The 17,619-nt window shown below is 44.3% G+C and carries 18 protein-coding genes and 4 tRNA genes; 2 read left to right on the forward strand and 20 right to left on the reverse strand.

The features are described 5' to 3' along the window. The 19 genes from ACP7AK_RS11365 to ACP7AK_RS11455 all read right to left on the reverse strand — a co-directional run. Positions 1 to 118, reverse strand: a 118-nt coding sequence (locus tag ACP7AK_RS11365; protein ID WP_425879972.1) for a GTP-binding protein, incomplete at its 3' end; no start/stop codon positions are given. 150 nt (positions 119 to 268) lie between these two features. Further along, positions 269 to 343, reverse strand: a tRNA-Thr gene (locus ACP7AK_RS11370). A 17-nt stretch (positions 344 to 360) separates the two neighbouring features. Then, positions 361 to 436, reverse strand: a tRNA-Gly gene (locus ACP7AK_RS11375). 38 nt (positions 437 to 474) lie between these two features. Next, positions 475 to 558: transfer RNA gene (locus ACP7AK_RS11380), tRNA-Tyr, on the reverse strand. A 56-nt stretch (positions 559 to 614) separates the two neighbouring features. Further along, a tRNA-Thr gene (locus ACP7AK_RS11385) sits at positions 615 to 690 on the reverse strand. 98 nt (positions 691 to 788) lie between these two features. After that, positions 789 to 2,282, reverse strand: a complete 1,494-nt coding sequence (trpE, locus tag ACP7AK_RS11390; RefSeq protein WP_425879924.1) for an anthranilate synthase component I — start codon at positions 2,280 to 2,282, stop codon at positions 789 to 791. A gap of 108 nt (positions 2,283 to 2,390) precedes the next feature. Next, on the reverse strand, positions 2,391 to 3,059 hold the full coding sequence (gene gph, locus ACP7AK_RS11395; RefSeq protein ID WP_243474884.1) for a phosphoglycolate phosphatase: 669 nt from the start codon (positions 3,057 to 3,059) through the stop codon (positions 2,391 to 2,393). Positions 3,060 to 3,137: 78 nt separating this feature from the next. Continuing rightward, positions 3,138 to 3,797 (reverse strand): FHA domain-containing protein, encoded by a 660-nt coding sequence (locus ACP7AK_RS11400; protein ID WP_425879925.1) that lies wholly within the window; start codon positions 3,795 to 3,797, stop codon positions 3,138 to 3,140. 62 nt (positions 3,798 to 3,859) lie between these two features. Beyond that, a complete protein-coding gene (gene gspD, locus ACP7AK_RS11405; RefSeq protein ID WP_425879926.1) occupies positions 3,860 to 6,121 on the reverse strand; it encodes a type II secretion system secretin GspD in 2,262 nt (753 codons plus the stop codon). A 38-nt stretch (positions 6,122 to 6,159) separates the two neighbouring features. Continuing rightward, on the reverse strand, positions 6,160 to 7,011 hold the full coding sequence (locus tag ACP7AK_RS11410) for a type II secretion system protein N (RefSeq protein ID WP_409651619.1): 852 nt from the start codon (positions 7,009 to 7,011) through the stop codon (positions 6,160 to 6,162). Then, a complete protein-coding gene (gene gspN / locus ACP7AK_RS11415) occupies positions 7,011 to 7,754 on the reverse strand; it encodes a type II secretion system protein N (protein ID WP_409651616.1) in 744 nt (247 codons plus the stop codon). Before gspN ends, ACP7AK_RS11410 begins: the two co-directional genes overlap by 1 nt. A gap of 182 nt (positions 7,755 to 7,936) precedes the next feature. After that, entirely contained in the window at positions 7,937 to 8,263 is a 327-nt protein-coding gene (locus tag ACP7AK_RS11420) for an H-NS family nucleoid-associated regulatory protein (RefSeq protein WP_044113061.1), read from the reverse strand. Between the two features lie 141 nt (positions 8,264 to 8,404). Further along, entirely contained in the window at positions 8,405 to 8,833 is a 429-nt protein-coding gene (locus ACP7AK_RS11425) for an acyl-CoA thioesterase (protein WP_004278628.1), read from the reverse strand. Positions 8,834 to 8,841: 8 nt separating this feature from the next. Continuing rightward, complete coding sequence (locus ACP7AK_RS11430) at positions 8,842 to 10,035, reverse strand: heme biosynthesis protein HemY (RefSeq protein WP_425879927.1); 1,194 nt, start codon at positions 10,033 to 10,035, stop codon at positions 8,842 to 8,844. Between the two features lie 6 nt (positions 10,036 to 10,041). Next, the gene (locus ACP7AK_RS11435) at positions 10,042 to 10,881 is read right to left on the reverse strand and encodes a hypothetical protein (RefSeq protein ID WP_425879929.1); all 840 of its coding nucleotides are present in this window, start codon (positions 10,879 to 10,881) and stop codon (positions 10,042 to 10,044) included. Further along, positions 10,878 to 11,657, reverse strand: a complete 780-nt coding sequence (locus ACP7AK_RS11440; protein ID WP_425879930.1) for a uroporphyrinogen-III synthase — start codon at positions 11,655 to 11,657, stop codon at positions 10,878 to 10,880. The genes ACP7AK_RS11435 and ACP7AK_RS11440 overlap by 4 nt, the downstream gene beginning before the upstream one ends. Then, complete coding sequence (gene hemC / locus ACP7AK_RS11445; protein WP_155861687.1) at positions 11,657 to 12,580, reverse strand: hydroxymethylbilane synthase; 924 nt, start codon at positions 12,578 to 12,580, stop codon at positions 11,657 to 11,659. Before hemC ends, ACP7AK_RS11440 begins: the two co-directional genes overlap by 1 nt. A 108-nt stretch (positions 12,581 to 12,688) precedes the next feature. Next, positions 12,689 to 13,429, reverse strand: a complete 741-nt coding sequence (locus ACP7AK_RS11450) for a LytR/AlgR family response regulator transcription factor (RefSeq protein WP_425879931.1) — start codon at positions 13,427 to 13,429, stop codon at positions 12,689 to 12,691. Positions 13,430 to 13,498: 69 nt separating this feature from the next. Beyond that, on the reverse strand, positions 13,499 to 14,653 hold the full coding sequence (locus ACP7AK_RS11455) for a sensor histidine kinase (protein ID WP_425879932.1): 1,155 nt from the start codon (positions 14,651 to 14,653) through the stop codon (positions 13,499 to 13,501). On the opposite strand from ACP7AK_RS11455, the gene argH reads away from it, so the two are divergent. Both argH and ACP7AK_RS11465 read left to right on the forward strand, forming a co-directional pair. Next, on the forward strand, positions 14,644 to 16,074 hold the full coding sequence (argH, locus tag ACP7AK_RS11460; RefSeq protein ID WP_425879933.1) for an argininosuccinate lyase: 1,431 nt from the start codon (positions 14,644 to 14,646) through the stop codon (positions 16,072 to 16,074). The genes ACP7AK_RS11455 and argH overlap by 10 nt on opposite strands. A gap of 15 nt (positions 16,075 to 16,089) precedes the next feature. Further along, positions 16,090 to 16,359 (forward strand): oxidative damage protection protein, encoded by a 270-nt coding sequence (locus ACP7AK_RS11465; RefSeq protein ID WP_004278636.1) that lies wholly within the window; start codon positions 16,090 to 16,092, stop codon positions 16,357 to 16,359. A gap of 576 nt (positions 16,360 to 16,935) precedes the next feature. Here the strand turns inward: ACP7AK_RS11465 and pgsA are convergent. After that, positions 16,936 to 17,523 (reverse strand): CDP-diacylglycerol--glycerol-3-phosphate 3-phosphatidyltransferase, encoded by a 588-nt coding sequence (gene pgsA / locus ACP7AK_RS11470; protein WP_016806864.1) that lies wholly within the window; start codon positions 17,521 to 17,523, stop codon positions 16,936 to 16,938. Positions 17,524 to 17,619 lie beyond the last annotated feature (96 nt).

Genomic DNA, 17,619 nt, shown 5'->3' on the forward strand with positions numbered 1-17,619 from the left:
ATTTCTTCGCACATACAGTTGCAATTGCAGCTGTTAAAGTTGTTTTACCATGGTCAACGTGACCAATTGTGCCCACGTTAACGTGTGGCTTATTACGTTCAAACTTAGCCTTAGCCATGTTAATCTTCCTCGTTTACGTCGAACACAATTCTGAGTAAAACCCAGCTCCGACATATCGTTTAAAAAAACCGAACACCAAATACTTGAAAAGCAGACTAAATAGCCTGCTTTTGGAATTTCTTTGCAACAGAGTTGCTAAACTGTAATCTGGAGCTCTTATCGAGATTTGAACTCGAGACCTCTCCCTTACCAAGGGAGTGCTCTACCACTGAGCTATAAGAGCAAATATTAGTACTTCAATGGAGCGGGAGACGAGGGTCGAACTCGCGACATGTAGCTTGGAAGGCTACCGCTCTACCAACTGAGCTACTCCCGCACGATGTTGGTACAAACCACTTATTGAAGTCTTAAAATTGGTGGTGAGGGAAGGATTCGAACCTTCGAAACTTTCGTAGCGGAGTTACAGTCCGCCCCCTTTGACCGCTCGGGAACCTCACCATTTTTTACACTTACATCAGTGCTGTTCATTACTTCACACTACCAAACCTCTAAGATGGTGCCGGCACACGGATTCGAACTGTGGACCTACTGATTACAAGTCAGTTGCTCTACCAACTGAGCTATGCCGGCGTTTCTTAGTGTTTCGTACGTTTCGTATCGGAACGGTGTGCAGTTTAGCAAAACTCAGAATCCTTGCAAGTGTTTTTTTCAAAAAAAACCTCAAAAACTCATAAAATCAAACCATTTGATGATAATTCAACCGCTTTGATCACTGCGCGAGCTTTTATTTGGGTTTCATTCCACTCAGATTCAGGATTTGAGTCGGCAACTAACCCTGCTCCAGCCTGAACATAGACCTTATTTTCGCGAATGACACAGGTACGAATCGCAATCGACATGTCCATTTCGCCATGCCAGCCTAAATAACCAACAGCGCCACCGAAAATTCCACGTTTTACCGGCTCAACTTCATCAATAATTTCCATGGCACGGATTTTTGGCGCGCCTGAAAGTGTGCCTGCGGGGAAAGTTGCCTTAAAAACGTCAAGAGCATCGACATCATCACGTACTTCACCCTGCACATTGGAGACAATATGCATCACATGTGAATAACGTTCGATCACCATTTGATCAGTTACCTGCACTTTGCCAATTTTTGCAATGCGTCCCACATCATTACGTCCCAGATCAATCAGCATGACATGTTCAGCAATTTCTTTTTCGTCAGAGAGTAAGTCCTGCTCAAGCGCCAGATCCTCTTCTTTGGTTTTACCGCGTGGGCGTGTTCCCGCAAGCGGTCGTACGGTAGCAATACCATTTTCCAGACGGGACAGAATTTCAGGAGAAGAGCCGACAATATGGAATGGCGTATTGTTTTCCAAGGTCTGCCCTTGCACAAGAAACAAATACGGCGATGGATTGAGATGACGCAGCGCACGATACACCTGTAGCGGGTCTCCATCGAAGTCAGACACCATCCGGTGCCCGGGTACGACCTGCATTACATCGCCAGCACGAATATACTCTTTGACTTTTTCTACCGAGGCAATGAAGTTGTCATGTCCGGTGAGGGACTCGAAATGTGGCGGCGTATGTTTTTCAGCTTTAAGACTGATGGGCGTGGCCAGAATATTTTCTAATTCATTTAATTGTTCATGTGCTTTTTCATAAGAACCCGGAGCAGTGGCATCGGCATGTACAATCAAGAACAAGGTATCTTTTAAATTATCAAACACAATGACAGTTTTAGACAGCATCATCCAGATATCGGGTAATCCAACCGGATCCGCTTCAGGCACATTTTTTAATTTCGGTTCAATATAACGCACAGCGTCATAACCAAAGTAGCCCACCAACCCGCCTGTAAAACTCGGCAAGTCCGGCAATTCTGCTTGAGTTGGCACCTTAAATTGCGCCTGAAAGTCTCGAATATATTGAAATGGGTCAGCACAGTGCTGCTTTTCAATTGAACCATCTGCATGCTGTACCGTCAGTTCGCCCGCATTGCAGGAAAATACGGTAGATTCACCTAATCCGATAATCGAATAACGTGCCCAGTTCTCACCACCTTCTACAGACTCGAATAAATAAGCCTGTTGATGCTGTTTAAGCCGAGCAAAAATAGAAAGTGGTGTATCGGTATCTGCCAGGCGCTGACGGTAAACAGGAATGAGGTTATAGCCTTGCGCAGCAAGTTGCTGGAATTGTGCTTGAGTGGTCATGCGGTTTTTCTCTTTAAATTAGGGTTACTCAGTATGTAAATAAAATTGAACTGAGCGACGCCATCGAAAAACCTTACAACTATTCATTTTCTTTCCTTAGTACGCGTATTAGGCAAGTAATTCTCTAAGATCATCCACAATCTGCTGTGGCTGACAATCTGCAATATTTTCACCATGATTATAGCCATAGCTGACTACAACACAATCAATCCCGGCGCGGCGTGCGGCTTCAACATCATTGGAAGAGTCTCCAATCAACAAGACCTGTTCTTTGCTCACCTTATAATGTTCGACACAGTGCAGCAACTGGCGCGGATGTGGTTTACGCTCAGTAAAACGGTCGCCACCAATGGTATCGGCAAAATAATGAGCCATATCCAAGGTATCTAAAATACTGCGGGCAGGAAGTTCAGGCTTATTGGTCACACAAATCAGGGTTTTACCTTGAGCTTTGGCCCAGTCCAGAAATTTCAGGATTCCCGGAAAAGGAACGGTATCAACACAGGGATCGACATTATAAATATCCAGAAAAGTGTTTAAGAGCTCTTGATGCTGTACCGGTGTGACTTCACCGACCAGATGCTGGAGTACACTTTCACAGAATATCGACGTGCCCTTACCTACCCAGGTCCGTACCTGCTCTTCAGTCACCAGAGGCAATTGCAGCACATTCAAGCTCATATTCATGGCGCGATACAGATCATGTGCTGAATCCACCAAGGTACCATCCAAATCGAATAAGATCAGTTCGCGCTTTTCTAATTGTGCAATAGACATCCCGACCCTCTTTTATAATATTCGCAGCCACAAAAAAGGCATGCGCGGTGCATGCCTTGATTGTAACCAATCATCGGCTTATTTGAACAATAACCAAGCCATAATTGCTAAAATAATCAGCACAATCACTGAAATCAAACCAACAGATACATTTTTCTGGGTTTCTTTTTTATGTTCTACACGTGATACAGGCTGCTCAACCGGAATTGGGGTAGGCTCTGGTTTCACCGCACTAATGTCTACGCCTTCCGGAATAGGCGCCGGTTTTGGAATACCAACATTGGTTGGCATGCCATCACGGGTTAATTGTACCGTAGCATCACGATGTTTCAGTTCCGGCATTCCCTGATCATTCATTTGCTGTGCAGGTGTAGGCTCAGCGACTTCGACCTGTTCCACGACTTTTTCTGCCGTTGCTTCAATTTCTGCTGGAACCTCTACTGCAGCCGCAGGCGCCATTACTGAAAATTTCAAGCTGGCAAACTGAACAATGTCATCCTGCTTTAATAAGGTTTCTTGCGCAATCTGCACATCATTGACGAAAGTGCCATTCGATGAACCCAAATCCTGCACCCAGAGCGCATCATCTTTCAGTAAAAATGCCGCATGTTTACGGGAGATTTCCGCAGCCTGTAACACGATATCCGCAGCCTGATGACGCCCTACCAGCATGTCACGGTCAATGCTAATTTCCTGTCCTGTTAAGTCGCCTGTAATCGCGTGTATTTTCCAAGTCATGAAAGTTACTTCTCTGTTCTCTTTGACATTATCATAACATGCTGTCTGCAAATACGAATGGCTTAGCTTTTGGGTCTAAGTGTGGTTGTTGTAACGGTATTTTTACTTTTTTCTACCTGTTGGACGGGTTCTACCACTTGTCGCTGAATCACTGGTTCTATCGCGACCGGCGTGGCGACTACATTAACTGGTTGTGCCTGAACCGGTGCGGTCGGCACAGTTTGATAGGTCGAGTTTTGCAAGGGCGTTCTGGATACCGGAATTCGCTGTTGATACACATCTTCAACACTTTCTGGCAATTTGGCAAAGTTCCCGTCTGAATCGAGTGCGAGTTGCAGACTATATAACTGACTATAACGTTGCTGGGTCAGTTTACGCACTGCATTTTTATCCCCCACAATGGTTGGATGGATAAAGATCAATAAGTTACGCTTCTGATTGGATTTACCTTCAGAACGGAATAAACGTCCTAAGCCTGGAATTGCACCCAGACCCGGCACCGCTTGGCGTCCATAACTGGTGTTATCCGAAATCAGACCACCAAGCACAATGGTTTGTCCATGTTCGGCCAGAATTGAGGTTTTAATTGCACGTTTGCTCGTCACCAGATCCTGCGCCTGCCCTTTACTGGCTTTGACATCAGAAACTTCCTGTTCCACTTCCAGGCGTACCGTACCATCTTCGCCAATATGTGGAACCACCTTTAAAGTGACCCCGACATCCTTACGTTCAATGGTGGTATAGGGATTAGCAACTCCAGCAGCGCCTGTAGACACTGAGCCTGTGACAAAGGGTACGTTTTCACCCACCACAATATAGGCTTCTTCATTGTCCATGGTCACAATCGACGGCGTAGACAACAGGTTGGATTTAGTGGTTTCTTTGAGTGCCTGAATCATCGCACCATACAGACGTCGGGAACCATCACTCCCTTCACGATAATCACCGAGTACCAGTGAGCTACCTGCGCCCACGGCACTTGCAGCACCTGCACCACCACCGGTGAGATAACCGGCCGCAATATTTTTCAGGCTAGTCCCAAAATTATCGAAGTTCACCAGCCCAATACCACTGCTGATATCACCCAAGGCCCATTGCACACCGAGTTGATCCGCATCGGTTCCTTCAACTTCAATAATCGCGGCTTCAATCAGCACCTGTTGACGACGGATATCTAGCTGGTCAATTGCCGATTCAATTTCCCGCATCAGTTGTGGATCTGCTTTCACCACCAGAGAATTTTGTGTGGTATCGGCAATAATACTGACGCCATTGCTATTAAAGCTGGTAATTCCGCCCTGCTCATTATTCATGCCGCTATTCAGCTGAATGCCTGAAGAGGTGTTGCTACTTGAACCTGTGCTGGTATTATTGTTATTTAAATTGCTACTAGAACTGAGCGAAGACGAGTTCGAGGATGTACTACTCGAATTTGAATTACTGTTCACCGCCTGCCCGCTTACCAAACCCTGCAAGATTTCCGCAAGATTTTTAGCGCTGGCATATTTCAGACGAAAAACTTTTAATCCACCCAAACGATCCGCAGCCGGTACATCCAAGGTTTCGATTACTTGACGCACCCGTTTGCGCGTCGTGGGATCACCTTTGATGATAATCCGGTTGGTACGGGTATCTGCAATCACCCGCACCCGTGAACCGCGGACATCTTTAGCTCCACCGGTGGCAGTCATGGACTCGATCAGTCCAATCATTTCTTCGGCTTGACTCGATTGTAAGCTGACCGCTTCAATATCATTCTGACCGGTGCCATCCAGGTTGCGAATAATGGTTTCCAACTGGTAAATATTGCTGGCGCGATCCGACACAATCAGTGCATTTGTCCCCGGCACTGCCGCCAAATGGGCAAACTGCGGCATCAAGGGACGTAATGCAGGAATCAGGTCATTCGGATTGGTATTTTCCAGCCACAACACCCGTGTCACAATCTGGTCACCACTGGCGCGGCTTCTGGCATCATAGGGAATGCCTGAGCTTTTGACATTGCTGTCCGGAACCAGCTTGATGGTATTACCCGAAGGAATTGCCACCACACCGTTGACATTCAGTACGCCTAAAAACAGGTCATAGACTTCATTTTTATTCAGGGCTCTATTGGAAATGACTGTTACGTTGCCACGTACCCGCGGATCGACTGCAAAGTTTTTGCCGGTAATATCGGCCACTTCATTAATGAATGCAGTTAAGTCAGCATCTCGAAGGTTAATTTTCCAGGTTTGTGCATAACTCGCCGTACTGACCATGGCCATTAACGGTGCGGCCACACAGAATGCCCATGCTGATCGATTATTATTAAATAAAGCCATAAACTTTCGTGTTTCCTAACCCTATGCGTGATGACACATCACTTCAAATCTTGTTGTATGGTCATCACCTGATCACCACGTTTTATTTCGAGTTTGACCTGACCTTCACGTCGGGCCTGTTCCAGTAATTGTGCTTCGGTCTGTCCTTGGCTCAGCGTCTGACCATTTAAAGACAAGATCCGGTCGCCTGGTCTTAAACCCAGGCGATTACGCAATGCAGCCGGTGTGCGTGAAGTTACTTCATAACTACCATCTGCTGCACTGACCCCCATATTTTGTAAATACTGGTCCTTGTTTTCCTGCATCTGCTGGATGGCTCGACCAATTTCATTCTGTGGCGAAGGCTGCTCAGGCATACTACTAGAAGGCATAGCAGGCATTGAACTTGAAGATGCTGATGTTTCCGGCACAATCGGCTGATTCAAACCATTTTCCAGACCTTTGAATAAGACTTCCTGAGTAGCACCTGTGGATCGACGCAGAATAACCCGATCCCAATACACCTCAGCCAACTCAAAACCGCTATTGGCCAGCATTTCCCCGACACGGTAACGATCGACCTGATCATTAATTTTCAGTACCGCAGAAGAGTTATAACTTGGACTGGCAACCACCACCCCTTGTAAAATGATATTGGCCGTTTCAACAGCACCCGCAGACTGCCCAACTTCCTGAAACAGTGAAAATGCACCGATATTCGGAATTTGTGCCTGTTGTGAACCCAGTTCAACCCGATCCAGCTGCATGGCTTGTGGTGGAGCTATCAGCAACCAGAACAAAGCCGCCAGCTTCCAGCATAGATACAGGATGAGCAGTAACAAAACCACAGGTGCAGCACGATTGATCTGTTTCAGTTCAATATTTTTTAAATCATTCAGAGAAACTGCCATCAGTTCAAGCCTCCCATTAAGGGTTGGCGGGTACTGATCACATAGGTATCCAATCCGGCTTTACCTTCATAGGAAGGCGCATTCATTAAAAAGCGCTGGGTGAGCTGGATATCCAGCATCAGATTCGGATCAAGCTTGATATTCAGCATGCGTTGATCGCGACTATCCCGAACATCAATTAACAGCTGTCCGCTTTCATCTGCGAGTTGTCCAGTCATGGCGGGTACATTCATGCGTTCCTGACGCTGAGCAAAGGTATAAATCAGCTCACCACCCGCCCATTGCATTTGCCCAGCCACCTGACTGAAACCCTGATCTTTTTTATATTTAAAATCCAGATCTTTAAACTGAATCGCAGTACTCGGCCATTGCCAGTCTGCAACTTTTTTTAAGGTTTCAGGCGCGACCTGCCCTTCAAGATTTTTGACAATCAAAGACTTATTCAGACCATAAGCCATGATCCCGGAAAGCTGGGTATTGCCGCTATGCAAATCCACATGTGCCCCAACCCGCAGCAACAGCAAATCCAGAGGCCGTACTTTCCAGTTCAGACTGCCCCGAAGATTGCCTTTTTTCCAGTCCGCACTTCCCTGCCAGATATTTCCGTTTACATTATGCAAAGTCTGGTTATTTTTATAAAATTTTGAAATTAACCAGGCCGCTGGCACTTGTAATACGACAAAAATAAAAAATGCAACAAGAGTAAGGATCAACCATCTTAAAGTTTTCGGTTTACTGCTCATCCCCACCACGACCAATCGCTCAAGTCCAAATCCCCATTTATAATTTTTCCCTTATACTCACACATTATGCACACTTTTCTGCCAACGCCAATTCATAGATATAAAAAAACCAAGCAGGTATGCTTGGTTTAATCATCTTAGACTGTCTGTATGACAGCCTAATGACCAGATCAAATGGAGGCCTAGATCAGAAAATCGTCCAGCTTTGCGCCTTTTTCCAATTCTGCCACTAACCAGCGCGGTTGTTTACCACGGCCAGTCCAGGTATCGTCCGGATTGCTTTTGCTACGGTAACGCGGCTCAACCGACTTACGTGATGATTTCTTACGCTTAGACGCACCAAATTCAAGTAACTGTTCAACTGTCATACCCACTTTCTCGGCAACTGCCAAGATTTGCTGATAAGCGCCTTCAATTTCTTGATCTTTTTTTGAAGCAATCAGTGACTCTGCTTCTGCTTGTAAACGTTTTAACTCTTCTACTGATAAATGCGTAATATCTGGCATAATGCTCTCCGAAAAATAATATTATTCGTTTTGTTAAATAATAGCCCCATCATATTTATATTAAATAAAACATTCAATATAAAACCTTAAAGCAATAACAATAAATTTTAAAAAAAATTACAAAATAAAATGCTTCATTCATTTTTAAATTTCATGTTGAACGCTTAATTCAAGTGCTTTGATTTTTTCTCGAATATGTTCCGGAATTTCTGTTTTCTGCATGGTCTTTTTATCGACACAGACAATCACTGCTTCTGAAGTAGCCACAATACTTTGCTGTTTTTCACTCCATAATAGATATTGCATTCTGACTGCACTATTACGGATTTCTTCAATACGTGCTGCCACTTTTAAATGATCAGGAAAAACCACAGGTTTTAAATAACGGCACTGATTTGAAGACACTACCGTAAATACCGGTTCATTATGTATATCTAATATCCCTAGATAAGCCAGACGCGCACTTTCGACATAACGGTAATACATGGCATTATTGACATGTCCAAAGGCATCCATATCACCCCATGCGACTGTTTGTTCATAAATAACTGGATATTGTTTTAATTCTGACATTATTATTCTCAAGTCTTAATTTCTATAAAGTTTACATTCGATTCAAATACTGCATTTAACTGCTGTAGCAAGTCCTCCCGATCTTGTAAGGCAGCTTTAATTCTTAAATAACTCATACGAATATCATCCGGATACAAGTCAAGTAGTTGCTGGGCTTGATCTGTATAGCCTGTGGCTTGCAACACATGCCATTTCGCAAAGCTTAAAACCGGTAATGCCGGATACTTGGTTTCCCAGTGCGAAATCTGTTGTGCAATCGCATCATAATCCGGGTTTTGACGCAATAACTGTTGTTGGAACCACAAATAAAATACATCCTGATTAAATTGCTGTTCCATTAAATGAATCGCAAGCACTTCATGCTCGGCACTCATTTCTGGCATTCTAAATAATAATTTCAACCATAATAATTTGACCGAATAGTCACGATCAAATATTTGCGGTTTTAAATCTAAATAACGTTGCTGTAAATAAAATAAATCGTCCTGTGTGGCTTGGTCATAGGCTAATAATAATTGTTCAAGCCATGTTTTTTTTACTTCTTGGTCTAAATGCCCATATTGGGTCGAACGTAAATATAACCAGGGAAACTGCATGGCAAATACCCCCCATAAGGCGACAAGGCGCTGCTCATAGGCTGTTTTAACCTGTATTAACCAAGGTGATAATTCATGCTGATTTAAAAACTCTAAATGGGTAAGTGCTTGTTCACCTTGCTGTTGTGATAAATAAATTTCAATCCGCTGTAATTCTGCCAATTCAAATGCCATGGGATTGGACTGATTTAAAGCAGTTAATGCATGGGTATATTGCTGTTGCCCCCAAGATAAACGTGCATCAATAATATGTTTAAGTAAACCCGACTTGGTAAAAGACTGCTGAATAAAATCCCGCTGATCCTGCGCAGCGTTTAATAACCAGATGACTGCCAGTTGTTCATAAGGATGTAAGCGGGAAAAACTAAAGACCGTTTGAGTTTTACGTTGTTCACGGCTGCGATACTGCTTGATCGCATACCAGATGCAATGCATCAGAAAACTCACGCTCACCAAGGATGCGGCCAAAAACCAGAGGGTGGTTTGTAACTGCCACTCGCGCCAATACAGATAGACATAGCCAGCCCCATGTCCATAACTCAGGATACTCAGCCCCGCAATACCAAGCAGGCAGACAAATAAATAGGCTAGCAGAATCTGTTTCATAAGCAATTAGCCCACTAGGGTGCGTGTGTTTAATAATGGAATCGGAGTAATCGGGGTGGCCTTGATTTGATACAATTGCTGAATCCATTTTTGGCTCTGTGCATCCGGCAATTGTTCCAAGACTTCAATCACGGCATTCAGTGCCTGCTGAAAAGCGACAGATTGGTCTTTTTGTAAGGTATTCTGTGCGATGAGCAAGCGCAACTGGGCCTCTTTCAGTACCAGATGCCGTTGCATCAAGACTGTGCTTGGCTGATCTGCGGATTCAACCTGAATCCAGCGCTGCCAGAAAGAGCGTTGAGTTTCTGGACGCTGACGATGTGGTGTCTGAATTTCTTTTTCAATTTCAGCATCCATCTGCACCAAGAGTTCTTTTACTTTATTTTGCTGCACTAATCGACTGTTCACGAATTTTTTCAGCATGTCCTGATCTTTCGCAATCACTTGCTGCAAGCTGCTGACCAAGGCAGGCGCTAAAATATAATCATCCAGCTCATTAGATAACTGATTTAATTTCTCAATCGCAGTGGCGTATTGTTGCTGTTGTAGTGCAAATTCGATCAGATCCAGATGTTGCTGCACCAAGACAATATCATTTTGCGTTGCATCAGTTGTCATTTCACGTACTGGCGCTTTAGATGAAGTGGTTTCAGCATTTTCCTGCTGAGCAGAAATCTGGCGTTTTAAAGCCACGAACTGATCATTGAGATTAGCATTTTGCTGCTGTAACTGATTGATGCTTTGATTGAATTCAGTCTGTGCTGTATTCAGAACATGTAGGTCATAGCTAAGCTTGACTAGCCACGCTATACTCAAGATGAACAATACAATGAATAGTTTCTTCATGCGTTCCCTAATATCAGCCCCATTTTCTGCAAGATTGTATTTGCGTCTAAATCATCGATTTGTACGAATTGAAAACTTGCCTGATGCTGCTGTTGATATTCTCCAAGAATAGTGGCCAAACGTGGCCCCAAAACCAAATAACAGGCTTGCTGTATAAACTCCGCATTCCTTTGCAAGAGTGTCAGCCAGTTTAACCAACTCGCTTCACTGGTGATCAGAACTGCAAAACGCTGCTGCGTCTTAAGCAGCGACAAGTTCTCTGCCAAAATCGTTGCCGTCGTTTCAGGACATTGCCGCCGGTACAAAATAAAGTTTAAAACTTTAATATTGCTGGCACGTAAATGATCCATCATAAATTGACGACCACCTTCTCCGCGCCAGAAGGCTACACCTGAACCAGAAGCCAGTTGCTTCAACACAGGCAATTGCAGCATGCCTTCCGAAGTTTCGACCTCAGGCACATGACTATGAATGCCATAGCTCGCCAATGCCTGTTCAGTGGCTTTACCCACTGCCACCCAATGCACCTGTGCCAAAGTCGAGAGCGCGACTCCAGCCTGTTGAAAATATTGCATACCAATCTGGGCAGCCGTCGGGCTAACCACCACAATAATCTGTGCCTGCTCCAGCTGCTGATACAAAATCGACAGCTCATCGGAATAAGGCATTGCATGCAGTTCGAGCAAAGGCAATTCTAAAACAGGCACTTGCGCTGCCTGTAACTGCTGGGTCAAACCTGCAGCACGATCACTGGGGCGGGTATTAATCAATAACATCAGTGTGAATAGAGTGCTTTCAGCAACTCGCCAGCACCTTGATCAAGCAGGTCTTTTGCCAGCTCTACACCCAATTGCTCCGCAGCTGCCATTTTGCCAGTATGCTGTGCCCGGAGCAAAACTGTTCCATCGACACTGCCCACACGACCTTCGATTGAAATCACACCCTCTTTGAGCGTGGCATAACCAGCAATCGGCACCTGACATCCGCCTTCTAGATAGGCATTAAAGGCACGTTCGGCACGTACACACGCATCTGTATCCGCATGCAGGAGTGGCTGAATCAAGTCCAGCACCGTCTGATCATGAGTACGGCATTCCAGTCCCAATGCCCCTTGACCCACAGCCGGCAGACTGACTTCAGGCGTCAGAGTATGACGAATACGTTCTGCCAGACCCAAGCGTTTTAAACCAGCACTGGCCAGAATAATCGCATCATACTGGCCTGCATCCAGTTTAGATAAACGTGTGCCGACATTACCGCGTAAATCGATAATGTCCAGATCCGGACGCTGTTTTAAAATCTGAGTTTTACGGCGCAAGCTTGAGGTTCCGACTTTGGCGCCTTGTGGTAATTCCTCAAAGCTGGCATAAGTATTCGACACAAAGGCATCTAAGGGATCTTCACGTTCACAGATCACTGCCAGACTCAGACCTTCGGGCAAGGCCATCGGGACATCTTTCATGGAATGCACAGCCAGATCTGCACGACCATCCAGTAAAGCGGCTTCTAATTCTTTTACAAATAGTCCTTTTCCACCAATTTTAGCCAGTGGTGTATCTAGAATTTTATCGCCCTGTGTAACAAAAGTGACTAACTCGACCTGCAAACCAGCGTGCAAATCTTGTAGGCGCGCACGGATATGTTCCGCTTGCCAAAGCGCAAGTGGACTTTGTCGAGTTGCAATTTTTAGGGTCTTCATAAATTTCAATAACAGTAAATGAGAACAATAGTCTAAACTTAACCTGCTCACTTGAAAATGCAAGTGAATTTATACAAGTTTCAACTGAATGCTCTCATTCATCCCCTGCTAAAGCTTTTGAATCCGATCTCGTAAAAACGGTAAATGTCGCCGACTGACCGCCAAACGGTCGTCCAGCTCACGACAACGTACCTGATACTGACCTGAACTTACTACTTCCAGACCATCCAGATAATGCACCGAGATCAAGGCATTACGATGAATCCGGATAAACTGGTTCCCAAACTCCTGCTCTAACTCCTTTAAGGTTTCATCAATCAATACACTGCCGTTTTTATGACGCACAGTGACATATTTCTGATCCGCCAGAAAATAATAGATATTTTCAACTGGCACCAATTCGACACCACGATAGGTCTTTGCCGCAATCTGCTGGCGGCTGATATTGATTTCGTCCATATTTTCTTTTTGTTTTAGTTGGCTCATTTGAGCTTGGGTAAGTTTAGTTAAGTGCTCTAAAACCTGTGCCAATTCCTGTTGCATCACCGGTTTAAGCAAATAGCCTTCGGCATTTGATTTAAATGCATCCAGCGCATGTTGGTCATAGGCCGTACAAAAGACAATGGCCGGCATTGGATCCAGTTGACGCAAATGTTGCGCACAAGCCAGTCCGTTCATTTCAGGCATTTGAATATCTAATAGGATGACATCGGGTTCGTATTGGTGAGCCAGATCAATCGCTTGACGGGCATGGCTTGCTGTCGCCACCACATCATGCCCCAGTTGAGAGACCAAACGTGATAAACGCTCGACGGCCAAAGGCTCATCATCACAAATCAGGATGTCCATTTCTCCTCCTTACCCAGTTAACATCATCAGATGAATGATAAAGCTAACTGCGATTTCTTTGATTTATTTTTATTTATATTGATATCGCACTACCGTCGTAAACATCCCTTCGCCGGCAAAGGTTTGAAAAGTCACACTGGGTCCATAATAAGCTTGCAGACGCTGTCTGACATTTTCTATTGCAATACCATGTCCCTTTTTTAAAGTTTTATTATCCTGTGCATAAGGGTTCGTTATGATGATATTAATTTGATTTTGCAATATTTCAACCAATATGCTTATGGTACTCTTTGTAAGAATTTTTTCAACTCCATGGAAAATACTATTTTCTAGCAAGGGTTGTAAAGTTAATAATGGAATTTGAACTTGTGAGTATAAGTCTTTGTTTTCTAACTTCCATTCGACCTGCAAACGCTCACCTAGACGGATCTGCTCAATCTCCAGATAGCGCTGGCACAGATCAATTTCCTCCTGCAGGCTGACCAGTTTTAATTCCTGAAAACTGGCACGAAATAACCGTGACAAATTCAGCAGCATGTGCTCGGCTTTGTCCGGATCGATACTGATCAGGCTGATCACACTATTCATGCTGTTAAACAGGAAATGCGGTTGAATCCTCGCCTGCATGGCCTGAATTCTAGCATTCAGCTCGCTATGCTGCTGCTGCTCCCATTGTTCACGCAAGTAAAGATAACGAAAACAGAAAGTTCCCAGCAAAATTCCCAGACTTAAATGGAGTCCGACCCGATCCAGCGCAATCGCTAGGTTTAAATCCTGAAAATTAAAATTATGTCCAAAATGTATCAAGATATTCAGGTTCACCGTAGTGAGCAGTACAATTGCCTGTAACAGCAGAAATCCAGAAATCAAAGCCAGTTTGATTCCCATACGTTGAAAGGCTTGATGGAACAGCTCGACCAGTGCTGCAAAACATAACAGTACCCAGTTGATATACAGCATATATTGCAGCAGGTGTATCCCATTTAATGCCTGCCAGGATTGCGCTTCTGCAAGCGCCAGAATCATGGCGAGAATATTGCCGCCAGCAAACAGTTCCAGCAAATAGCGTAAATTGCCGATCTGGCTAAAAAAATAGGAATTTTGCGTTTCTTCGTTCATCGATGCAAAAGATTGAGCAGATGTGACTTCGGCAATGGGCTTTGAATTTGTTATACTCTTTTTCGTTCTACTGCTTTTAATCTGATTGAGCCGACATGACCACATCTTCTAATTCCTCTAATCCATCACAAGCCCAGACTTCGGGTATGTGGGGTGGTCGTTTCTCTGAAGCGACTGATGCTTTTGTTGCTGAATTTACAGCATCTGTTCAATTTGACCAACGTTTTTATAAACAAGATATTGCAGGCTCGATTGCCCATGCAACCATGCTGGCAAAAGTGGGCGTACTGACCACGCAAGAACGCGATGACATTATTGAAGGTCTGACAGCGATTCAAGCCGATATTGAAGCAGGCAACTTTGAATGGCGCATTGATTTAGAAGATGTCCACATGAACATTGAGTCACGCCTGACTCAACGTATCGGCATTACTGGCAAGAAACTGCATACCGGTCGTAGCCGTAATGACCAGGTGGCTACAGATATCCGTCTTTATGTACGCGATGAAATCGATAGCATCCTGGAATTACTGAAAAAATTACAAAAAGGTATTTTAAGCTTAGCGGCTAAAAACACCGACACCATCATGCCAGGCTTCACCCACTTGCAAACCGCTCAGCCAGTGACTTTTGGTCATCATCTAATGGCTTGGTTTGAAATGCTGGTACGCGATTCAGAACGTCTGATTGATTGCCGTAAGCGTGTCAACCGTATGCCGCTTGGTTCTGCTGCACTTGCAGGTACTACTTATCCAATCGACCGTGCTTATACTGCTGAACTGCTAGGTTTTGAAGCTGTTGCTGAAAACTCGCTGGATGCAGTATCGGATCGTGACTTTGCGATTGAATTTAATGCCGCTGCATCTTTAATTATGATGCATTTATCACGTATGTCTGAAGAACTGATTCTATGGACATCTGCACAGTTCAAATTCGTGAATATTCCAGATCGCTTCTGTACTGGCTCTTCAATCATGCCGCAGAAGAAAAATCCGGATGTGCCTGAACTGGTACGTGGTAAAACCGGCCGTGTCTATGGCGATTTGATGAGCCTGCTGACTTTAATGAAAGGCCAGCCTCTAGCCTATAACAAAGACAATCAGGAAGATAAAGAGCCATTGTTCGATGCGATCGATACAGTTCGTGGTTCACTCATGGCATTTGCTGACATGATTCCTGCACTGGTTCCAAACATTGCTGAAATGCGCGAAGCAGCGCTGCGTGGTTTCTCAACTGCGACTGACCTAGCTGATTACCTGGTGAAAAACGGCGTTGCATTCCGTGATGCGCACGAGATTGTAGGTAAAGCGGTTGCACTCGGTGTACAAGAATCTAAAGACCTGTCTGAATTGACACTCGAACAACTGCAACAGTTCTCTGACCTGATTCAAGCAGACGTATTTGAAAAAGCCCTAACTCTTGAAGCTTCGGTGAATGCCCGTAATCACATTGGTGGCACCGCGCCTGCTCAAGTGAAAGCAGCCATTGAGCGTGCACATGCGCGTTTGGAACAACTTTACGCATAATTTTGGAGTATGGATATGTCTCGACAAGTTTTTTGCCGTAAGTATCAGGCGGACATGGAAGGTTTAGACTTTGCTCCATTCCCGGGGCCAAAGGGTCAGGAATTGTTTGACACCGTGTCTAAACAGGCTTGGCAAGAATGGCTAAAACACCAGACTACGCTAATTAATGAAAAGCGTTTGAACGTGTTTGAAGCAGATGCGAAAAAGTTTCTTGAAGAACAGCGTGAAAAGTTCTTTAACAATGATGCATCCCTAGAAAAAGCCGAAGGGCTGAAGCCTGAGTAATTTTTAAAGCATTGCTTTAAAAATTACGCAAGACAAGCGCTGAAAGCGCGCGTAGGCTTTAATCTAAAAGAATCTCCAACTTTGGGGATTCTTTTTTTATACGTTGTTCTAAACATTACTCAAGACAAGGATGAAATCCGCGTAGGCATAAATCTATCCCCTATCTCAAGGGATTTTTTGACTAAATCTAGCAAATCTTACTAACCAATATTCAGGGCACAAAAAACAGATTTTCACTTATCCTATTTCGTCTATCGAGTCAGTCACTATCCTACTGAAAAACATTTAGATTTGTATCAAAATAATGGATTGTAAAAGCAATATACAGAGTATTCACAAAACACAACATTCTGCTACAAGAAGCCACATGATTAAAAAAAACTGTCTCTCTATAATGAGCCCTAAGAAGATGAGATATCTTTGAATAACTATAATAATAAGCAACAAATACCCCGATTTCATCCCAGTTCTTCCCCCAAAGACTGGGTATTTTTTTGCCTGCAATTTGCCGATTGGCTTGATAATTTAAGCGCATAAAAAAAGCCCCCTTTCAAGGAGCTTCTCTTTTCATTTCGATTAAGGCTGTTTCAGATATGGCCAAGCCGCTTTCAGATAAATGAACATCGACCATAAAGTGAGTACCACTGCGGTGTATAGCAAGGCATACGCCAGCATTTCTAGCGGTGGCCAGTTCAGCAGGAATACGGTGATAGCGATCATCTGAAAAGCGGTTTTGTATTTACCTACTGTTGAAACCGCAACATTGGTCCGCGCACCGAGTTCTGCCATCCATTCACGCAGGGCTGAAACGGTAATTTCACGCGAAATAATTACAATCGCAGCAAAAGCCATCGACATGGAAGGCTGCCATTGCACCAATACAATCAGTGCAGCTGCGACCATCAATTTATCTGCAACCGGATCGAGAAACCGCCCAAAAGCGGAAGTCTGGTTTAATGTACGTGCCAGATAGCCATCAAACCAGTCCGTTACCGCAGCCACCACAAAGATCGTGGTTAAAATGATATGCCGCGTCATATCGGGGTTATGAGCATCAAAGCCCATTGCAGGCGGCCAGTAAGCCACCAATAAAAATACCGGAATAAGAGCGATACGCGCCAAGGTCAAGATATTTGGAATATTCAGGATACGACCTGTAGTCATAGACACCGCCAATTGTTCCCCTCATGTACGATGAAAATGCACACTTTTTTAGAGGTTTGATCCATCATTAATAGGCTTCACTTTATACGAATTGAC

This window comes from Acinetobacter sp. TWP2-2-3 (assembly GCF_049896445.1).
GTDB lineage: Bacteria > Pseudomonadota > Gammaproteobacteria > Pseudomonadales > Moraxellaceae > Acinetobacter.

What these genes read in the sequence shown, in the direction of transcription:
- trpE (WP_425879924.1), bottom strand. Translation starts at nt 2,282, where the DNA reads ATGACCACTCAAGCACAATTCCAGCAACTTGCTGCGCAAGGCTATAAC.
- gph (WP_243474884.1), bottom strand. Translation starts at nt 3,059, where the DNA reads ATGTCTATTGCACAATTAGAAAAGCGCGAACTGATCTTATTCGATTTG.
- ACP7AK_RS11400 (WP_425879925.1), bottom strand. Translation starts at nt 3,797, where the DNA reads ATGACTTGGAAAATACACGCGATTACAGGCGACTTAACAGGACAGGAA.
- gspD (WP_425879926.1), bottom strand. Translation starts at nt 6,121, where the DNA reads ATGGCTTTATTTAATAATAATCGATCAGCATGGGCATTCTGTGTGGCC.
- ACP7AK_RS11410 (WP_409651619.1), bottom strand. Translation starts at nt 7,011, where the DNA reads ATGGCAGTTTCTCTGAATGATTTAAAAAATATTGAACTGAAACAGATC.
- gspN (WP_409651616.1), bottom strand. Translation starts at nt 7,754, where the DNA reads ATGAGCAGTAAACCGAAAACTTTAAGATGGTTGATCCTTACTCTTGTT.
- ACP7AK_RS11425 (WP_004278628.1), bottom strand. Translation starts at nt 8,833, where the DNA reads ATGTCAGAATTAAAACAATATCCAGTTATTTATGAACAAACAGTCGCA.
- ACP7AK_RS11430 (WP_425879927.1), bottom strand. Translation starts at nt 10,035, where the DNA reads ATGAAACAGATTCTGCTAGCCTATTTATTTGTCTGCCTGCTTGGTATT.
- ACP7AK_RS11435 (WP_425879929.1), bottom strand. Translation starts at nt 10,881, where the DNA reads ATGAAGAAACTATTCATTGTATTGTTCATCTTGAGTATAGCGTGGCTA.
- ACP7AK_RS11440 (WP_425879930.1), bottom strand. Translation starts at nt 11,657, where the DNA reads ATGTTATTGATTAATACCCGCCCCAGTGATCGTGCTGCAGGTTTGACC.
- hemC (WP_155861687.1), bottom strand. Translation starts at nt 12,580, where the DNA reads ATGAAGACCCTAAAAATTGCAACTCGACAAAGTCCACTTGCGCTTTGG.
- ACP7AK_RS11450 (WP_425879931.1), bottom strand. Translation starts at nt 13,429, where the DNA reads ATGGACATCCTGATTTGTGATGATGAGCCTTTGGCCGTCGAGCGTTTA.
- argH (WP_425879933.1), top strand. Translation starts at nt 14,644, where the DNA reads ATGACCACATCTTCTAATTCCTCTAATCCATCACAAGCCCAGACTTCG.
- ACP7AK_RS11455 (WP_425879932.1), bottom strand. Translation starts at nt 14,653, where the DNA reads ATGTGGTCATGTCGGCTCAATCAGATTAAAAGCAGTAGAACGAAAAAG.
- ACP7AK_RS11465 (WP_004278636.1), top strand. Translation starts at nt 16,090, where the DNA reads ATGTCTCGACAAGTTTTTTGCCGTAAGTATCAGGCGGACATGGAAGGT.
- pgsA (WP_016806864.1), bottom strand. Translation starts at nt 17,523, where the DNA reads ATGACTACAGGTCGTATCCTGAATATTCCAAATATCTTGACCTTGGCG.